The sequence below is a fragment of the Bacillus sp. FSL W8-0223 genome (genome assembly GCF_038006805.1).
GTDB classification, from domain to species: Bacteria; Bacillota; Bacilli; order Bacillales; family DSM-4216; genus Bacillus_O; species Bacillus_O smithii.
Genome location: NZ_JBBOVX010000001.1, coordinates 3,531,514 through 3,551,678, shown reverse-complemented (window position 1 = coordinate 3,551,678; position 20,165 = coordinate 3,531,514). Strand labels below are relative to the sequence as shown.

Genomic DNA, 20,165 nt, shown 5'->3' with positions numbered 1-20,165 from the left:
AAGATATATTAGATTCATAATGAAAGAAAGGGGCAAGCCGCGCCCCTTTCTTTTCAGCGTATAAAGTTAGCGTATGGTTTCCTTTAGTTTGTTTCTGATTTCGTCGGCTGCAGCCGTCATGTTTTTTAAAGAGGCAATCGCTTCTTTTTCACTTCTTGTTTTTAAACCGCAGTCAGGGTTAATCCAAAATTGGCCGGGATCCAACACTTGTAATGACTTTTCAATAATAGCGGCCATCTCTTCTACAGTTGGTATTCGAGGGCTGTGGATGTCATAAACGCCTAGTCCGATTCCTTTGTCGTACGTTTGTTTTTCAAAGACAGGGATAATTTCGCCATGGCTTCTGGATGTTTCAATTGAAATCACATCCGCATCCATTTTGCTGATGTCTTCTAAATAAGAAGCAAAATCGCAATAGCACATATGAGTATGAATTTGCGTTGTATCTTGGACTGTTGAGGTGGTGATTCGGAATGCCCGCACGGCCCAATTCAAATAGTTTTGCTTGTCATGATCCTTCAAAGGCAATCCTTCCAGCAAAGCGGGTTCATCTACTTGGATCATCGCAATGCCTGCTGATTCTAATGCTTCCACTTCTTTTCTTAAAGCGAGCGCAATTTGTTCGCATACTTCTTGACGAGATTTATCATCGCGAACAAACGACCAGTTTAAAATCGTCACCGGTCCCGTAAGCATCCCTTTTACAGGCTTGTCCGTTAATGATTGTGCATAGACGCTTTCTTTCACGGTCATCGGCTGTAAAAATTCTACGTCGCCGTAGATAATAGGGGGACGGACACAGCGTGAGCCATACGATTGGACCCAACCATTTTCGGTAAAAGCGAATCCTCCCAGTTTCTCCCCAAAAAACTCCACCATATCGGTTCTTTCAAATTCACCATGAACCAATACATCCAGTCCTATCTCTTCTTGTAGACAAATCCATTTTTCAATTTGCTGCTGAATAAACTGTTCGTACTGCTGTTCATTCCATTCGCCTTTTTTCCATTTTTGCCTTGCCTTGCGGATATCAGCTGTTTGCGGAAAACTGCCGATAGTCGTTGTCGGAAGAATGGGGAGGTCGAACGCTTCTTTTTGGACGGATTGGCGAATGGAATAAGGCGATTTTCTTTTCGCTGATACATGTTGTAAGTTTTTTTGAGCATGCTGTACACTTTGGCGATGTCTTTCCGAATGGTTTTTCCATGTTTGGATGATTTGTTGGTTTTCTTGAAAATAAGCGTCGTCCACCCCGTGTTGATCTCTTGCCAGGAACACAATTTCGGTTAATTTTTCATCCGCAAAAGCCAACGATTGTTTGATGATTTTGTCTAATTTTGTTTCGTTCTTCGTCGTTACCGGTACATGAATTAAGCTGCAAGAAGGTTGAATCCACAGCATCGATTCCGGAACGACAGAAGTGATCTTTTCAATGAGATGACGTTTTTCCGCTAAATCAGACCGCCAGATGTTCCGTCCGTCAATGATGCCAGCCGCGAGCACTTTATTGTCGGGAAAGTCGTGAGTAAGCAGTGATTCTAAGTTGTTTTCGCCGCCATGGACAAAATCGAGTCCGACTCCTTGAATCGGCAAGTCCATAAGCTCTTGGTACCAATCGACGGAATCAAAGTATGTTTGCAGCATAATTTTTAAGTTTGGTGCCGCCTCATGCAATTGATGATAAATGAACTGGATCGTTTTCATTTCCTCTTTGGAAATAGAAGTAACGAGAATAGGTTCATCGATTTGCAGCCATTCTACCTTTTCATTTTGCAATTCCTGTAAAATTTGTTCATAAAGAGGAAGAAGCTGCAAAATAAGGGCAGGGAGCTCTTTTTCCTTATATCCTTTGGACAGTTTGATGAAGGTATATGGCCCGATCAGTACAGGTTTTCCTAAGATTCCAAGCTTCCTTTTTGCTTCTTGGTACGCTTTCAGCGGCTTGTTTTCAATGAGTCTTGGTTGGGCGTTGTTCCATTCAGGCACAATATAATGGTAGTTTGTATTGAACCATTTCGTCATTTCGCAAGCATGCGCAGTGTCGCTGCCGCGCGCCATGGCAAAATAAACAGAAAGGGGAATGTCATTTCCTTTCCAATTAAATCGTTCCGGTACTAATCCAAACATAGTTGCCGTGTCCAACATTTGATCGTAAAACGTAAAATCGCCGACGGGGATAAGGTCAATCCCGATTTCATGCTGTTTTTTCAAGTGTTGATGCCGAATGGATTCCATCGTCTGTAGAAACTGGCTTTCATCCACTTGGCCTTTCCAAAATTGTTCCAATGCTTTTTTCCATTCTCGATTTTCACCAATACGTGGATAACCAAGATTGCTTGATTTCATGTGTTTTTTCACTCCCTAATTAATTTCCCCAAATAAAAAGGCATTTCTAACGTTCGATAAGGAGTTAGAAATGCCAAAAAAAGGGTGTAAAATACCCTGTTTTTTCCATTCATAACACCTCCCTATCTCCCGTAGGTAAAAGCAGTGTTGTCAGAACAGGCAGGTCTCCTGACTTAAGGGTCATCGCTTTTTGCCGACCTTCCCAGCCTTTTCGGCCAGTGGCTGCATCGGCATTGCTCGCCTCTTACAGTGGCGGGACCGTGCCGGATTTGCACCGGGCTTCCCTTTTCATCCAAGGACAAAAATCGTCTTTGGAACCTGTTCCCACAATATTAAATTGTAAAAAAATAATTTATATTATAAATTATAGAAAAACAGTAACGTCAAGATATCATGATCGGTGGTAATTGTCAAGGGAGCAAAAAATAGGAGAGTGAGGGTTCACTCTCCATCGAAAGTAGGATCTGTTAAGCATTTTTTCAATCGATTTCAGAATGGTTCGTTAAAGTTTAATGAGCCGGTTTTTTTTCACCCAATAAAAAGATCTTTGTTACAATCCGAGAAATTAAGAATGTGATCAAGTATACGATCAAAATGTGAAAATAGTTCACCCCGTCAAATACGACTAATAAACCAAGGCTGGCCAAAATCGGTTTCACGATAAAAGCGAATACACAGGCGGTAAGAAAGGAATAGAGATAAAAATTTTTATTGTGATTCAACGTCCATTGATAGACGAGCATAAAGACGACCGGAACAAGGGAGGCATCCAATGAAAAACTAGGAAAGTAAGGAATGGCTTCATAGGGATATCCCCATAATCTTGTCCTTACCCCGTATGTATCAATATATGCAAACCAAGCATGTATATTAAAGCCATAAAATCCAATTAAAAAAATTTTCTCTCTGTCTATCGTAAAAGCTAAAACAATTAAGGGAACGATGAGCATTAACACAACCACCCAAAATTGCCATGTATGAAAACTGGAATATTGTGCCCAATAGTCTGCATGTAAGATACTTACTTTTTGTTGTAATTTTGTTACATAATCGAATAATTGCTGTTGATGTTGGTTCATAAAATCCCACCTTCCTGTTCGTTTCTCTATATTTATGGTTACCTAAAAGACGAAAAATATACGACATGCACTAAGGAAATCATAATTAGATTTATTAGATCTTTGATCCCACATGAATCATCTTTTTTCTCGTTGCAGATGATGGAAAAGTAGAATTGGGAATAAGAAATAAAAGGAAAAATTACCACCGCAAAGAGAAGATTTCGAAGGTTGAAATGAACTCTCCGCTTCCCTATCCGGATTGAACAGATCAGGAAAAGATGTTATATGGTCGTTATGGGAATGAAGATCAACTACGGATGACTTGGCGTAAGAACAACGGCCCCAAAGTACCGATTAGTTCCACTAACCATCGGGGAGGATGAAAAAACTCCCCTGATGGAATTTTTATTTTATACAAATCGGCATTTTATAGCCCACAGCTTGAAAATTGGAAATGGAGGGGGGAAACTCTACGGTTTTCAGCCCGCATTTGCCGTTTGGATTAAAGGCTTTCAAGTGATGAACGTGGATATTTTGAACTCCGGCACCAATCTGAATGGCCAGAGGAGCGGACTGGCGGATGGTTGAATGGCGAATGGTGACGTCATCTGCCCGCTGTGGACCGCCAAAGATCTTAATATCCGCACCCGCTGTATGGAAATTCCGTATCGACACATGATTCAACACGATATTGCGCGCCCGATACTGAATGGCGATCACAGGATTTCCCTTGTAGTCATAATCCGGGTCGCCTATTAATGTAAAATGGTTGATGACTACGTTCCGATAGGCAGAAACAACCAGTCCCCTGGGGGAAGAATGCTGATATAAATCTGTATAGATCGGCGCGATTGACACCATCATTGTCGCCTTTATGTTATAAGCCGTCTTTGATTCGGGATCCGAGATTTTATGGTGTCCGATATGACGGAAGTTATAAGAACGGTTATCGTGGACGGATAAATGTCCGATGATGTAGATGTTGGATGCTGCCGAAGCATTGTGGTGGGCTTTAATTTCTACGCCGCCGAAGCATCTTGACGTCGAGTTATGGACGAGCCATATGTTTCTGGATCCATCATCCACTTCGATGCCGTTGGAATTGGATATCCCTTTTGGATGGGCTCTTCCGCTTGGATCGCACATGTGGCTGTTGGAAATAAAAACGTAGTCACTGTGATGAGTGGTGATTCCATCATCGCCAAACCCATATCCGTTTAATTGGTCAAGCCAAATGTACCGGCTTCGGCCTCGGGCGCGTTTTCCGTCTCCTGCGTAATGATAGCGGGTTGAGGACACATCAAAACAATGCAGGCCGGGGTTAATGGCTTCCACCTGTTTGACCCATCCATATTTGACATTGGCGAATGTGAAGCAGCTGGAACTATGCCCGCCCGCGCTCGTACGCTCCGTGTTCCCGAGCCGTTCTATATTCCAGTCTAAACTCATCCCTTTTACCAAAATATGGTGATTTCCTTTCCGATGATTGGCATTTGTCACTAATCTTGTCTCGATGGGGGCATCGGGATGAAGCTTGATGGTTGTGATGCCTTTTCCTTTTCCGATTAAGCATGTCCAAGAAGGCAGTTTGATTCCTTTTGTTAAAAAAATACCTTCCGGCACGTGCACTATTACCCGCCCGTTCCCAATCGCTTTTTGAAACGCTTTGGTATTGTCGGTTTTTCCGTCTCCTATAGCTCCGTAATCTAACACATTTACGATCCTATCAATCTTGGACATTAAATGGATGTATTCTTGATCTAAAAGGTTTTTCCATATTGGATAAACAAAACCGTTCTCATCAAGATCTGTCTCCCATGAAATATCGTTCCTTTTTTGGACAGGTAAAAAGTTTGTTGTTTTTTTGATGACAGAAAGCACAGAAGCGGTGAAAGGATTTCGTTGCTTTCTCTTGTTGCTATATCGATCAAAAAGTTCATCGGTCTCCTTGATGACATTTTTCAAATCTGTTTTCGTATCCAAAAGGTTTGCAATCAAATCTTTATTTTTGATAGGATCGTGATTCTTATCTAAGCAAAGCAATGTTTTCACTCCCTTGAAAAACTTGGCGACAAGGTTCATGTATTTTGTAGTATTCTCCATTTGGGCTTATATAACCTTGTAACAAGAAGAAGGATTATTTTGTTTTCAAGTTGTATTCATCCTTTAAAATACTTTCTTCTTGTTTTAGGAGAAAATCAATTCATAAGCTTATACCCGTTTTCTGCCGGAAACATATATTGACAAAAGCGGTTCATTTGCGGACATTTGCTTTTTTTCTCGAACAAACCGATTGCAAGACAGTTCCATAGTTTAAGAATCGACGTGTACACGGTTGCTGACAGAGAAATTTGACAAGAATGATCAATAGGGAATGTACGTTTTTTAGCGAGCTGTTTTCAAATGTAAATTTATTTCATTTTATATGCCTTATGAGAGGGAGAGTTCAACCAGCAGCGATCAAGAAAAGAATCATCGCCGTTTCAAAAAGATGGTGGGAAGAAGTCCATATTATAAGAATAGGGGATTATGTTTATGTTGAAAAAATGGTTAGCAGCAGCTTGTATCATGATTTTGACATTATCGGGATGTGCCGGCAGCGGCAAAGAAAATTCACGGAATGATCGAGACCGAATTCAAGAAAAAGTTTCCGACACGGACAAACACGAAGTACGATATCGTTACCCGTTGACTGGGATCTGGACCAATCAAAAGCCTAGTGATCGCGCAGTGGCTGTGGTCATAAATAATCATCCGAAAGCTCGGCCGCAATCAGGGCTTCAATCAGCTGATATTGTGTATGAAGTGCTGGCCGAAGGTGATATTACTCGGTTTCTGGCCATTTTTCAAAGCCAAAAGCCCGATAAAATAGGGCCTGTCCGCAGCGCGAGAGATTACATGATTGATTTGGCGAAGGGCTACGATAGCCTGTTTATCGCTCACGGCTATAGCCCGGAGGCGAAACAAATGCTCCAATCGGGCTTGATTGATAATCTGAATGGCATTCAGTATGATGGCACTTTATTTAAACGGTCAAAGGACAGAAAGGCGCCCCACAATTCCTACATCACCTTTGAAAACATTCAAAAAGGAGCTGCCGAAAAGCAATTCAAAATGACTCCTGCGCCCAGGCCGCTCCCTTTTTATACGGATAACGAATCGAAGCATCTTTCCGGACGCAAGGTAGAGAACGTTCATATAGCTTATTCCAAATATTCACTTTTTAATGCAGATTATCGGTTCGATGCTAAATCGAAAAAAATGGAACGCTATTCCGGTGGAGAGCCAACAATGGATGCAGAAACGAAAAAACCTGTTTTAGTGGATAATCTGTTGATTATCGAAACGATCCATCGTGTTATTGACAGCAAAGGGCGGAGAGAGATTGATTTAACTTCGGGTGGAAAAGCCTATTGGATTCAACGGGGCGTGTGCCGAGAAGTGGAATGGAGAAACGAAAACGGCAGGATTTTGCCGTACGAAAACGGGCACTCTCTTCCATTCGTTCCCGGCAAAACATGGATCAATATTGTCAAAAGCCTCGATTCCGTTTCCTTTTCATAGGCAGCATTGAGCTTCATTTATAAGGGAGGCTTTCTTCAAAAATGGGAAAGCCTCGGCAACCTTTTTAAATAAAGCTTAAAACGGAATCACCTGGATGATGACGGCTACGATGATCATGACAATGGTGGAACCACATGCCCATTTTAAGAAGGCTCGCTGCAAATCGCCGAATTCTTCGCCGACCATTCCAACCAGTAAATAGGTGGATGGCACCAGAGGACTTAATAAATGAACGGGCAGGCCTAAAAGCGAGGCTCTTCCAATAGCCTCAGGATCAATTCCATAGGCGGAGGCTGCCTTTGAAATTAACGGAAGGACTCCAAAATAAAACGCATCATTGGACATAATGAACGTAAAAGGAGCGCTTAAAATCGCTGTTATAATCGCAAAGTGGGGACCCAAAGCTTCCGGGACGTGGGATATCAATGCATTTGCCATCGCATCAATCATTTTCGTTCCCGATAAAATACCTGTGAAAATTCCGGCTGCAAAAATCATGGACACAACCGATAATGCGTTTCCTGCGTAAGCAGCAATTCGCTCCTTTTGATCTTCTAAACGAGGATAATTTACGATAGCGGCAATCGCAAAACCCGCCATAAACAAAATCGGAGTTGGAAGAATTTCCAGAATTAATCCAATTAATAGAGCAACAGTTAACAAGGCGTTGAACCACAGCAGATGTGGACGTTTATTGGAATCTTCTTCTAAAGCTGCTGCTTGCTCGACTAGAGTGCTTTGATCGATCTCCATAATACCGATTCGTTTTCGTTCTTTTTTTCCAAGCCAATAAGCCATCAATAAAACAAATATTACTCCTCCTATCATAGAAGGGACGATCGGTGTAAAGAGATCAGAAGTTTCCAGATTTAATGCACTCATTGCCCTGGCTGTCGGTCCACCCCAAGGGAGCAGATTCATTACGCCTGATCCGGAAACCGCAATGCCCGCCAAAATAAGCGGCTTCATGCCAATTCGTTTATAAAGCGGCAGCATAGCGGAAATCGTAATCATATAAGTGGTTGTGCCGTCTCCGTCCAGCGAAACAAGAAGTGTCAATACAGCTGTCCCGATGGCGATTTTTAATGGATCGCCTTTTACGACTTTCAGGATTTTGGCAATGATGGGATCAAATACTCCGGCGTCGATCATGAGTCCAAAATAAAGAATGGCGAATAAAATCATAATTCCGGTTGGAGCGACACTTTTAACCCCGTCAAGCGCCATCGTTCCAATGTCTTTTCCAAATCCGCCTATGAGAGCAAAAAGGATCGGGATGATCATCAAGGCGATCATGGCTGAAAGCCGTTTTGTCATAATGAGAAACATAAAGACAATGATCATGAGGAAACCTAGTACAGCAAGCATCTTATCACCTCAAGCAATGTTTTTTATTAAGTATATCAAATAGGGGGAAGTTTAGTAATCGTTTTCAACGAGAAAATTAAAGTGTTTTTAGAATATTTTGTTTTTTATTCGCGATCTCAAAAAAACCGTATTACCACTAGTGCCTCTCATATAAAGCTCAAGTCCTAAATATTATGTAAATCTCTTGATAGACTAACTAGGATGGATGACATGCAGTATGGTTTTAGAAAATCCAGAAAGTTTCTCTAGCAGTCGCCTTCTCCGACAAAATATCATGATAGAAACGTTTGCGACTAATTCTTACTCGGCTCTGGATTCCACGTTCTCCTTGACACGGCGAATAATTTATCCCACTCTCTTAAAATTGGAGACTCCTGATTTTTGATTGAGCGTCTTGATTTTTCGTTCCAGCCATGCAGATGTATATCATCACAATATCTATTTTTTGGGAATTAATCTTATCTTGAAAGGGGAAAAGTATTCGGCAACGATGTAATAGCAACAGCCATTTCAGATCTTTAACATTAAAGGTGATTCGTACCATTTCCACGAAAAAGAAAAAGCAGTCATTTATCCTTCGTGGTTGTCGAATTAAACGTTCATAATGTGGGGAATATCATCTCGTTGAAATTGGGTAATTTCAATCGTTTTGTGACAACTCTTTTATTTACTTTCGCAAACAACTAGGCATTGTTCAAGAAATACATTTCTCCATTGCCTGATCTGATTCAAGTGAATCCCATTGAGAGAGGAATTTCATTCATCGTTTTTCCCTTTTTAGGACCTTTAGTACGAGCTGGAATTTATAATCTGTTGTATATCGTTTTCTCCATAAACCTACTTTAACGCCTCCTCATTTCGTGTCTAGTTTTATGGGGGGACTATTATAAATTGTTTTAACAACATCTTGCCTTTTTTAAGCAACAACAAGACTGTTTTTTTATTTAAATTCGAATTTTCCTGCAATTATATAGACAAATTTTGTTATTAAAACTATTTTTTTGGTATGAAACATAAATTGTTTTTTATCGCAATGTTTGCAAGAAAAACTGAGATAATTTTTCTTGATGAACCATTTACAGCGTTAGACCAAAAATCCCAGGAAATAGCGATAGATTTATTAAAAACATATAGCAAAAATGGGGGAGCGATTTTATTTGTTAGCCACTTGAAAGATTTACAGCGTGAACTAGCAAATAAAATTTATTTAATGTCAAATGGAAAATTAAAGGAGATGTAGCGATGAGGATAATGTATTCTATTATATTTATTGTTTCTTTAATTATAATTGCATACTTTTCTAAGACGAATTATATAAATCAAACGTCAGGAAAAATAATTGTAGCAGTTGCTTTTGGTTTTTTAGTTTCGTCAATTTTAAATATTTTTAAAAAAAGAAAATGATGCGGTTTTCTGAAATCTTTCCCTTTCAGACAAGTTAGTTTAGTATACAATAACATCATCTTCATGAATAAGATTTTTCTGATGTACTGAATGTTAATCGACTACCAAGGTTGTCGATGTTTCTAAACCAAGATGATGTGACCCGACACCAATTGCACGGCGAGGAGATAATGGATTTGGAAAATGAAGTTCCAAACGAGTCTTCCGTGATTAGGTCATCTTTCGGGCAGACACCCCTATTCTTCACCATTTTCATTCGTGCTGGTATTAGAACTTGTTCACTTCGTTGGTATAGTTGAAACAATTCGGTGGTGAACTTCCATCTCTTATTCGTGAAACGCGCCAACTGACATGGATACGGACTGTTTCGATAGACTTTATGTTTATCCGTTTGTTCATAACGGAGGGCACCAGGCTGTTCTTTTGTTTGCGCCTAGAGGATTAATTAGGGATTTATTCCAGCAGATTCCCCCATCCTTCGTCGATAATCCGTGCAAAAGTCTATCTTTTACGGGAATATGATATTGAGCCATTGTTGCATACCACCTTATATTTGGCGGTTATTGTTTATTCTATCAAAGGGAAGCAACATGGCTCTTTTCTTATTTCTCTTTTTACACAATTATACGACTAAACTGGATCTTGTTCTGATTGTTGGGGTGTAATTGTTAGTGGAAATTTACAAAAGGTATCTTAAACAAGTCAATAGCCATCTACTCACACGTGAAAAGAGTTGGGGGCTGACCGTTACAATACTTTCCGAACATCAAACAATTCACTGACAATAAATCCGGACTGAGGAAAATGCAATCCAAGCTGCCATGCTCCGACTCCTCTTAATCGATACCTAGGGACTAATAAAAGCTTCGCTACGCGTGCTCGGGCATCTTCATACCAGACAATATGCCTTCTCCCATTTTCATCGCGGAACGTAAAATGGGGCTGTTGGTATTCATTTGAATACTGGATGGGCACTTGGTGAGAAGAGGCTAGTTGTATGGCCATGTCAACCGAAACAGCACGGGCGCTTTGGACGCTTCCGTTTGACATAGTCCATTCATATCCGTAACGCGGAAAACCTAGAATGATTTTGTTTGAAGGCATTTGGTTGATGGCATATTCTATGGTTCTTCGCACTTCTTGAATAGGGGCAACAGGTCCTGGAGGAGAATCAGGAGTATGCCAATCGTAAGCCATGATAAACGTGAAATCAACAACTGATCCAATCCCTCCGTAGTCGTATCCTCTCAACCAAGGAATTTGATCGTCCGTTTTTGCTGGAAGGGCGACAGAAAGATAATAACGGCCGCGATCTTTCAAACGTTGATTTAAAATCCGAAGAAATCCTGTAAATAAGTCTCTTTCTGTTTCAGCCACTCTTTCAAAGTCGATGGTCACCCCTGAATAATTTTTTTGTGTTACAAGCGTGACAATTTCATTCACAACCCTGTTTCGGATCTGCGGGTTTGACAATACTTGGCGGATCAATGCTGAGCTGAATCCTTCTGAAGTTAAATTCGTAATGGTGGCAAGCGGGGCTACCCGAAACGAGCGAGATGTTTGAATGGTATAACGATCATTTAAGGTGCTTAAAGCGACTACGGGCAAAATGTGATATTCAAACATGGCAAAATACGTACTGATGGGAGAAAAAGACCTGATCAGCTGTTCATCTTCCGTAGGTGTACCAGGATAAATAAAACTTAAATCTTCAGTTGAATATTTGGGGTGCGATGGTAAATAGAGGCGCATTCCCGGATAAATGACATCGGAAGTTAATCGATTGGCAGCTCGGATCGTTTGAACAGATAAAAATGCTTTTTGAGCGATGGTATAGAGAGAATCTCCCGGTTGAACAATGTAGGTGGAACTTGGAACAACTATATCTTGGCCGGGGACTAAACCTCCCGGATATACCCCGTTTATTTCTTGCAGCCTTTGAAAAGAAACCCCGTAATTTTGAGAAATCGAATAAAGTGAATCTCCGGGCTTCACGACATGGATAAAAAACATGGCCTCTTCTCCTTTCATTGTATAAATATGTTCAGAAAGAAAAAACATGTAATGATTTTGGCAAAAGCAATGATTCTTCTTGTATTGTCAAATGAATGCGAATTCAAGGAGAGCGGTATGACAAACATGATTTTTTAGAGACTTTTTAATCTCATGTCTTCGTGTTTACGTTCATGGAAGGCTAACATGTTGAAGAGTTTTACGTACAATCTTTCTTTAGTTTGCTGAAGCAATTTAGGCGAATCCAAACCAATGACTTTATAGGAGAGATCTTTTGTTTATGGAAATTTAGTCATATTTTTACTGTTTTTATATATTTTTTACATAATAGATATTTGAATTTTACAAATCGTCTTTAATCTATTAATAGATTTTCTTTCGTGAAAAAGATCGAAAGTTTTACTTGATTTTATTTCATGCAACAGTTGGATTTAAAAGGTTCACTACTGATATTCAGCGCCGGGAAGGAAACGAATGATATGCGGCAAGCATGCGGCCTTGCCATAAAGCAAACCGATATCATGCTTGTCCGACAGTGGCTATTATCGGTTTTCAACAAGATTTCACTGCTGTAGAAATATGTCTTTTGCTGCAATTTTTAACAAGGTAGTTGCTTGACCTTTAAAGATATGGAACATGACGTTGACAACAGCTACGAACGCTCCAGCCATTGCGAAAGAAGAGAGGACAAAAAATCGTTTCATTCCCAGTGCGTTCATCCATTCAAAATGAAAGGCTGGCACATAAAGTTCCAGCCTCTTCTAATGTTTTGGCAAGATCGCTTTCGTTTTAGATGCCGCTTTTTCTTTCTACTGTGGTGATGAAATAGGGGGTTATAAAGGGCTGCTTTCATTATAATGTGGAAGCGAGTATGTTGGATTTTCCGTTTTTCTACTATTATATATGTCATGATTTGAATTTCCTGTTGTGATAAGATTTTTGGATGAGAATAGGTATTTTAGCCCCGTCCGATTATCGAAGCAAAAAAGGAAGGTTAGTTATTTTGTCCTAATGGTCATATCGATGAAATGCCTAGTGTCATTGGTGCTGCTTCATAGCACAAACGTTAGCTTATTCAAAAATGATGTTGAAAAAAATCAAAACAAAAAATCTTGGCAGCAGATGTCGAAACGTCTGTTTACAGCCGACATTTAGATCACTAAGTGGATTCGTGGCTATTTTTTTCTAATCCGCATTTTTGTAGGGGAATCGATTAGGTGATTTTTAGAGTTGAATGACAAGAAAAATTCGTCTTGAATAACTATCCTCCCGTTAGTGGCGTTCACGCAGCAAACTAAAGCCAGAGACAAAGGTTCTGTTCTAAGACCGAAACAAATTTTTTTTGTATTTATGAGGGATGGCGAAAGGGATAATCTCGCACAGGTATCAGGTTTTGATCATTTATTCTTGATTTCTTGCTAAAGATGGACGAACAGCACGGTAGACACGGTATCCTAAAATGTTTTGATACAAACGGGAAAGATTCATATGTTCATGAAGCAATTCTTCCACTTGGGGATCCACAGGGTCTGAGATTTGATACTCCGGGTAGTCATCTTTTTCTGGAGAGTTTTTTTGAAGTTCCGATTGAACGGTGTTGGAAAAGATAACGGCAGCTTCGGCAAATCCGGAACGATGCAAGTGTTGGATCCATTCGGTCTCTAAAAATACGTTGGAAATTCCGTAAACTCTTTTCATGTCCTTCAATTCCAACGGCTGGAAAGGTTTTTCTGCTGTCATTTCAATCATCAATAAAACTCCGCCTGGTTTTAACACTCTACAGTATTCTTTTAGAGAATCTGCAATGTTTGTAAAAGCCGTAACGGATTCGGAAAGCACAAAATCAAAGGAGGCATCTGAAAAAGGAAGGCTTTCTACGTTCCCTTGAATCGCATGAACGGGAAGTCGTTCATCGGAAAACCTTTGTTTGGCTTTTTGAATCATTGTCGGATGATTGTCTAAAGCCGTGACCGAACATCGAAAAGATTTCGAAAGAAAGGCGGCCGTTTGGCCCGTCCCGCAGCCAGCGTCCAAAATTTTTGACCTCCGGCTGATGTTCTCCTTCTTCAGAATCTTTCTCGTTAACGAAAGCCCCCCCGGATGAGCACCGCCAATTCCATAAGCGGCAAGAGCGTCTTGATATGTTGGTTTCACTATTTTCACCCCGTTAGCGCAAAATATATCATCATGCTATGAAGAACAGCCGCTTAGAGTGATACGTTTTGCGGATGATCATTTAAAAGGGCCGTAACATTGGTTTGCAGTTTTCAGCCATAACGTCCGCTGTATGGCTGAATTTCGAAAAGGAAAAATTATCTAAAGGTTTTTGTTTGCATAATGACTGTAAACGTTGTATAAATGAGATTAAAAGAAGTAATTACATACAATGCTTCCTATTTGTAAAATTGCAAGTACAGTTTGTAAATTTTGTCTAAAAATATATTTTCAATTTCTTAAACAATGTATTATAATGGTCATTAGAGTTTTAATCCGAAGGAGTGAAACAAAGTTGAATATGGAAAAGATAGGAAAAAGAGGGTTGTTTAATATGAAACTCTCGTTTTTCTTTTTAGCTGTGATTTTGTTCTGGATTAAGACGTATATTGCTTACAAAGTAGAATTCAACCTTGGCATTAACAATAAAATACAAGAATTTTTGCTTTTTATAAACCCCATTAGCTCCGCTATCTTGTTTCTTGCCTTTGGATTGTTTTTTAAAGGGAAAGGAAGAAATATTGCGATTATAGTTATCAATTTTCTTCTTTCCTTTTTACTGTATGCAAACATTGTCTATTACCGGTTTTTCAATGACTTTATTACAGTGCCGGTTTTGACGCAGGCAAAAACGAATAGCATCGGAAATTTGGGAGACAGCGCATTTGCGTTGATGAAGCCGTATGATGTTCTTTATTTCTTGGACATTATCATTTTGATTTTACTGGTTGTCTTCAAAGTGGTAAAACCACAAGGGAAAATTGGATGGCGCCCGGTTGTTGGTGTTTTTATGTCCGGTTTTATCATCTTTATGGTCAACTTGGGACTGGCGGAATCAGATCGTCCTGAGCTTCTGCAGCGTACGTTTGACCGCAACTATATTGTGAAATACTTAGGTATGTACAACTACGCTGTGTATGACATGATTCAAAACGTCCGTTCTTCTGCACAAAGAGCACTGGCGGACAGCTCGGATATTGCGGATATTGAGAATTACGTAAAATCCAATTATGCAGAGCCGAACCCGCAATATTTCGGTAAAGCAAAAGGAAAGAATGTCATTTTCGTTTCTCTGGAATCGTTCCAGAACTTTATGATTGACTATAAATTAAATGGACGAGAAGTAACACCGTTTTTAAATTCGTTGGCTCACGACAACAATACATTTTATTTTGATAATTTCTTCCATCAAACTGGACAAGGGAAAACGTCTGATGCAGAATTTATGATGGAAAACTCGCTGTTCCCGTTACCTCAAGGGTCAGTTTTCACGAATAAAGCTTTGAATACGTACCAAGCCACTCCGGCCATTTTAAAAACGCATGGGTACACTTCCGCGGCATTCCATGGCAATACAAAGACGTTCTGGAACCGCGATGAAATGTATAAATCGTTAGGGTACGATTATTTCTTTGACTCTGCCTATTATGATATGAATGATAAAGACGTGCTGAACTATGGTTTGAAAGATAAGCCGTTCTTTAGAGAGTCCATGCCTCTGTTAAAGAGCTTGAAACAACCGTTTTATGCGAAATTCATCACGCTTTCGAACCATTTTCCGTTCCCGTTGGATGAGGGGGATACGGATTTTCCAGCAGGAGATTTTGGAGACTCGATTGTCAACCATTATTTCCAAACAGCTCATTACATGGATGAAGCGTTAAAGCAATTCTTTGACGATCTGAAGAAATCGGGTCTTTACGATAATTCCATCATTGTGTTGTATGGTGACCATTACGGAATTTCCGAAAACCATAACGATGCAATGGCTAAAGTAATGGGTAAAGAAATTACTCCTTTCGAAAATGCCCAATTGCAACGTGTGCCATTGTTCATTCACGTGCCGGGTGTTAAAGGTGGAGTAATGCATGAATATGCCGGTGATGTTGACGTTCGTCCAACGATTCTTCATTTGTTGGGAATTGATACGAAAGATTACATCGAGTTTGGAACGGACTTGCTTTCTAAACAACATCGCCAAATCGTTCCGTTCCGAAACGGCGACTTTGTAACACCTCAATATACGTATGTAAGCGGAAAATGCTACAGCAATGCTACTGGAAAACAAGTGCCAAACAAAAATGCATGTTCGCGTCCAAACAAACAAGTAAAAGCTATGCTGGATTTTTCCGACCGAGTAGTATACGGAGACTTGCTGCGTTTCCACCATCCAAAAGGATTTAAACCCGTAAATCGTGCAGATTATGATTACTCTGTCAAAAAAACAGAACAAAATATAAAAGAAAATAAATAAATAAAGGATTAAAACTTTCATCAGATGAGAAATCACCTTGCTGATGATGTGTTGAATATGTCTCCCTCCCTTGCAACAATTCAAGTTGTTAAGGGAGGGAGATTTTGTTTTTCTGTATCCGTGATCATAATCATCTATAGGAATCGGCTTTTGTTTCATTTATTTTGTGAAGCAGAATGAAACAAAAGCCATTTTTTTGACTCTGTACTGAATGAAGTAAAGGTCCTTTAAGTTTTATGTGATTGAAATATCCAACTCGATTTTTAATATCTTTGACTTGCGAAAAGGAGGAGGGGAAGAGATGATGTAAATTATTTTGTGTAAGCAAATTTTTCTACTAGAAAAAAAGAAAAAGGCAGGGTATTCTCAGATTTGCGACCAAACAAAACTGAAAGGAGATACCCTACCTTATGAGTAATAGTATACTCAACTCAGATTTCGCAAATCAACTGGAAAATATGATAAAAGATTTTGTTCAAGAAAAGCTTGAATTCATCATGAGAGAAGAAATCAAAAATTTCCTCCAAGTGGAACAGGAACACGTTCAAAACTCAAGAAATGGTTATTATCACCGTACTCTTGATACAAAGTACGGGAAAATAGAAGCTCTTACGGTTCCAAGAGATCGCAACGGGGATTTCCAGACTCAACTGTTTGAGCCTTATCAACGTCAAGACGGCTGGCTGGAACAGGCGATTATTAAAATGTATCAAAGTGGGATGAGCACTCGAGAAATTGGGAAGTTTATCGAAAGAATTCTTGGTTCAACCTACTCTCCTACCACGATTAGTCATATTACAGATGCCGCGTTGGAGGATATTCAAAAATGGCAACAACGTCCATTAAACAAACGGTATTCTGTGTTGTATCTTGATGGGTTTTATATAAAAGTTCGTCGTGATACGTATGCCAAAGAAGTCATTTACGTTGTTCTTGGTGTCAATGAAGAAGGTTATCGTGAAATTCTTGGCTTTTACGTTGGAGGTCAAGAAAGCGCGCATGGCTGGCAAGAGATTCTCCAAGACCTTTATACACGCGGTGCTCATGAAGTCTTACTTGGTGTTTTTGATGGACTCCCAGGTCTTGAAGAAGCCTTTAAAGCCGTCTATCCGAAAGCCGATGTTCAACGATGTGTGGTCCACAAAGTAAGAAATACGTTAAACAAGGTAAGGAAAAAAGACCAATTTGAAGTGGCTGAAGACCTAAAGCTGATCTATCGTTCGATGACAAGAGACGCAGCCATTCAAGCCTTTCATGAGTTTAAAGACAAGTGGTCTAAAAAGTATCCTAGAGAAGTCCAATCTTGGGAACAGGATTTAGATGTCCTCCTAACATTCATGAAATATCCGACCAGTATTCGTAGTGTCATCTACACGACCAATGCTATTGAACGAACGATTAAAGATATACGTAAACGACTCAAAACGATGAACAGCTTAACCAGTATTGAAGCAGCAGAAAAAATCACGTTCTTAACGGTACAGGACTTGAATGAAAAATGGTCCACTAGAAAACTTAAAGGGTTTTCTACGGCATACAAGGCACTTCAAGATATGTTTGAAGAAAGATACTGAAAGACCAAATTTTGTTCATGAAGAACAGAGTCTAGGGAGACTAAGTTGTCTTATATGAGACTGAATATTCAGTCTCATATAAGACAACTAAACACCTCCTCCAAGATTAAAAAAACGTATCTGAGAATACTCTCTTACACAAAATTCTTGACGGTACCGGGGAAGAGTGTGGGTTATTTATGATGGAACGATTAGAGGCATATGAATCTAGGGATCATCAGTTGGTAGGCGGAAGAATATCATGTTTGCGGGCGGAGAAAACGGGGTAACAAAAGCGTATTTGGCAATTAAAAAATGTAGTAAAATGGCAAATAAGTGTATTCATCAAACTAAATACTACTTCAATGATTGACATGGAGCCTCTGCGGTCATGATTTTTGGCAAATGACAGCCTCAAGAAGCTTTGCAGGCACTCGAGAGCCTTATGCCCTCCGCTCCATGTAAGCAGCGGTTATGCAGTATTTTGTGCATGCTCTTAATTGCCAAACGATGCACTTTTTTGGTTATCGACACAACAAAAGCGTTCCCATGCATCCCTAAATAATAAGATCTTTTATAAAAACGATGGATGACTAACGGTTTTGACGGCCTTTATAAGATAGATTCTACCAATCTGTAAAAGGAGGGCTTTTGTTTTTAGATATTCGGTGGGAAGGTTTGCGGACGATCCTAAGCGCCAATCGTCGCCACCCACAGTGGTTTATTGCTTCGCACGCTATCGCTAGTTCAACTGATAAAGTGAAAATGAAAAACTCCCGTCTGGAAACGGGAGTTTAAGATTAAGAATTGATATATTGGTGATCAAACAGCATGGTTCCGTTTTTTAAATAATTGGCATGCCAAGAAAATGCCTTTTCTAAAACATGAGGTGTTTGACCACCTACTTTTAGGGCTTCTTCATAGTATGCAAGCAGTTGTTTTTTATACATTGGATGAGCGCAGTTTTCAATGATCAAGCGTGGACGTTCTTGAGGAGCGAGTCCTCTTAAGTCAGCGTATCCTTGTTCGGTTACGATGATGTCCACATCATGTTCGGTATGATCTACATGGGAGACAAAAGGCACGATACTAGAGATTTTGCCGTCTTTGGCGATGGACTTAGTCACAAAAATAGAAAGACGGGCATTTCTTGCAAAATCACCGGAGCCTCCAATACCGTTCATCATTTTTGTTCCTGTCACGTGTGTCGAGTTGACATTGCCATAAATATCAACTTCCAACGCAGTATTAATAGAAATTAATCCGAGGCGGCGGATAACTTCTGGATGGTTGGAAATTTCTTGTGGCCGCAAAATGAGCTTGTCTTTATAGCGGTCCAAATTTGAAAAAACGGCTTTCATTTTTTCTTCGGACAACGTGATGGAGCAGCCTGAAGCAAAGCGTACTTTACCGCTGTCAATTAGATCAAATACGGCGTCTTGAAGAACTTCAGAATATACTTCCAAATCTTCAAATTCGGAAACTAGCAAGCCGTGCAGCACCGCATTGGCTACGGATCCGATCCCTGATTGAATAGGAGCTAAAGTGTTATCCAGCCGGCCGGCTTTAATTTCTTTTCTGAGGAAATCGATTAAATGATTGGCCATAACAGCCGTCTCTTCATCCGGCGGCACGATGGTTGAAGGAGAATCAGAAGCGTCTGTAATCACAATGCCTTTTACTTTTTCCGGATCAAGAGGAATGCCGATTTGACCAATTCTTGAATCCACTTTTGTCAACGGAATAGGTTCGCGTTTTCCTTGTGGAGCCAGATTATAAACATCATGAAGCCCTTCTAATTCTGCAGGTTGGGCCAAATTAATTTCCACAATAACGGCATCTGCTTTTTCAATAAAAATAGAATTATTTCCAACTGATGTAGTTGGAATGAGAATTCCGTCTTCGGTAATCGCTGTAGCTTCAATAATAGCAAAATCAATTTTGCCTAACACATCATTGCGGACATATTCGGCTACGTGAGAAAGGTGTTGATCTACAAACAGCATTTCTCCTTGATTTATTTTTTTACGCATTACTGGATCTGCTTGGAAAGGAAGGCGTTTATGGATAATGCCTGCTTCGGCCATTAGTTTATCGATATCAAATCCGAGAGAAGCTCCTGTGAAAACGTTTACTTTGAATTTTTCGGTTTTAGCACGATCCACTAAAGCTAGTGGAACAGCTTTTGCATCCCCAGCGCGCGTAAAACCGCTCAACCCCAATGTCATCCCATCTTGAATCCATGAAGCAGCCTCGTGAGCTGGAACAATTCGATCAGCTAATCTAGGATCACGTAAGCGTTCTGCAATACGTTTCTCCACCAAAAATCCCCCCTTTGATTGTTTAAAACATTCTACCAATTTAAGGGGGAAATCTCATTATTTTTTG

The 20,165-nt window shown here is 40.0% G+C and carries 12 protein-coding genes and 1 riboswitch; of the genes, 5 read left to right on the top strand and 7 right to left on the bottom strand.

Features of this window, described 5'->3' with window-relative positions:
- Nucleotides 1-66: 66 nt before the first annotated feature.
- From metE to NST81_RS16955, 3 genes are all read right to left on the bottom strand, one after another.
- Nucleotides 67-2,346 (bottom strand): 5-methyltetrahydropteroyltriglutamate--homocysteine S-methyltransferase, encoded by a 2,280-nt coding sequence (gene metE / locus NST81_RS16965; RefSeq protein WP_048624292.1) that lies wholly within the window; start codon nucleotides 2,344-2,346, stop codon nucleotides 67-69.
- A gap of 141 nt (nucleotides 2,347-2,487) precedes the next feature.
- A riboswitch (cobalamin riboswitch) is annotated at nucleotides 2,488-2,683 on the bottom strand.
- Between the two features lie 172 nt (nucleotides 2,684-2,855).
- Complete coding sequence (locus NST81_RS16960; protein WP_048624291.1) at nucleotides 2,856-3,425, bottom strand: CBO0543 family protein; 570 nt, start codon at nucleotides 3,423-3,425, stop codon at nucleotides 2,856-2,858.
- Nucleotides 3,426-3,812: 387 nt separating this feature from the next.
- Nucleotides 3,813-5,489 carry a glycosyl hydrolase family 28-related protein gene (locus NST81_RS16955; RefSeq protein WP_082142363.1) on the bottom strand — a complete coding sequence of 559 codons (1,677 nt, stop codon included), beginning with the start codon at nucleotides 5,487-5,489 and terminating at the stop codon, nucleotides 3,813-3,815.
- A 453-nt stretch (nucleotides 5,490-5,942) separates the two neighbouring features.
- On the opposite strand from NST81_RS16955, the gene NST81_RS16950 reads away from it, so the two are divergent.
- Nucleotides 5,943-6,971, top strand: coding sequence for a DUF3048 domain-containing protein (locus NST81_RS16950; RefSeq protein ID WP_048624290.1), 1,029 nt, complete (start codon nucleotides 5,943-5,945; stop codon nucleotides 6,969-6,971).
- 75 nt (nucleotides 6,972-7,046) lie between these two features.
- On the opposite strand, the gene NST81_RS16945 is transcribed toward NST81_RS16950, so the two are convergent.
- A complete protein-coding gene (locus NST81_RS16945) occupies nucleotides 7,047-8,339 on the bottom strand; it encodes a CitMHS family transporter (RefSeq protein ID WP_003354904.1) in 1,293 nt (430 codons plus the stop codon).
- A 1,018-nt stretch (nucleotides 8,340-9,357) separates the two neighbouring features.
- On the opposite strand from NST81_RS16945, the gene NST81_RS16940 reads away from it, so the two are divergent.
- Nucleotides 9,358-9,579: a hypothetical protein gene (locus NST81_RS16940; protein ID WP_053083266.1), complete on the top strand. Its 222-nt coding sequence runs from the start codon at nucleotides 9,358-9,360 to the stop codon at nucleotides 9,577-9,579.
- 911 nt (nucleotides 9,580-10,490) lie between these two features.
- Here the strand turns inward: NST81_RS16940 and NST81_RS16935 are convergent.
- Nucleotides 10,491-11,756: a glycosyl hydrolase family 18 protein gene (locus NST81_RS16935; RefSeq protein WP_048624562.1), complete on the bottom strand. Its 1,266-nt coding sequence runs from the start codon at nucleotides 11,754-11,756 to the stop codon at nucleotides 10,491-10,493.
- A 1,401-nt stretch (nucleotides 11,757-13,157) separates the two neighbouring features.
- Nucleotides 13,158-13,910: a class I SAM-dependent methyltransferase gene (locus NST81_RS16930; protein WP_341030404.1), complete on the bottom strand. Its 753-nt coding sequence runs from the start codon at nucleotides 13,908-13,910 to the stop codon at nucleotides 13,158-13,160.
- A gap of 361 nt (nucleotides 13,911-14,271) precedes the next feature.
- Here NST81_RS16930 and NST81_RS16925 point away from each other — a divergent pair, with 361 nt between their 5' ends.
- The 3 genes from NST81_RS16925 to NST81_RS16915 all read left to right on the top strand — a co-directional run bounded on the left by NST81_RS16925 (nucleotide 14,272) and on the right by NST81_RS16915 (nucleotide 18,575).
- The gene (locus tag NST81_RS16925; protein ID WP_048624561.1) at nucleotides 14,272-16,224 is read left to right on the top strand and encodes an LTA synthase family protein; all 1,953 of its coding nucleotides are present in this window, start codon (nucleotides 14,272-14,274) and stop codon (nucleotides 16,222-16,224) included.
- 410 nt (nucleotides 16,225-16,634) lie between these two features.
- A complete protein-coding gene (locus tag NST81_RS16920; protein WP_048623008.1) occupies nucleotides 16,635-17,798 on the top strand; it encodes an IS256 family transposase in 1,164 nt (387 codons plus the stop codon).
- Between the two features lie 630 nt (nucleotides 17,799-18,428).
- Complete coding sequence (locus tag NST81_RS16915; protein WP_340402889.1) at nucleotides 18,429-18,575, top strand: hypothetical protein; 147 nt, start codon at nucleotides 18,429-18,431, stop codon at nucleotides 18,573-18,575.
- Nucleotides 18,576-18,577: 2 nt separating this feature from the next.
- Here NST81_RS16915 and NST81_RS16910 read toward each other — a convergent pair whose 3' ends face one another.
- On the bottom strand, nucleotides 18,578-20,098 hold the full coding sequence (locus NST81_RS16910; protein WP_328203680.1) for an acetyl-CoA hydrolase/transferase family protein: 1,521 nt from the start codon (nucleotides 20,096-20,098) through the stop codon (nucleotides 18,578-18,580).
- Nucleotides 20,099-20,165 lie beyond the last annotated feature (67 nt).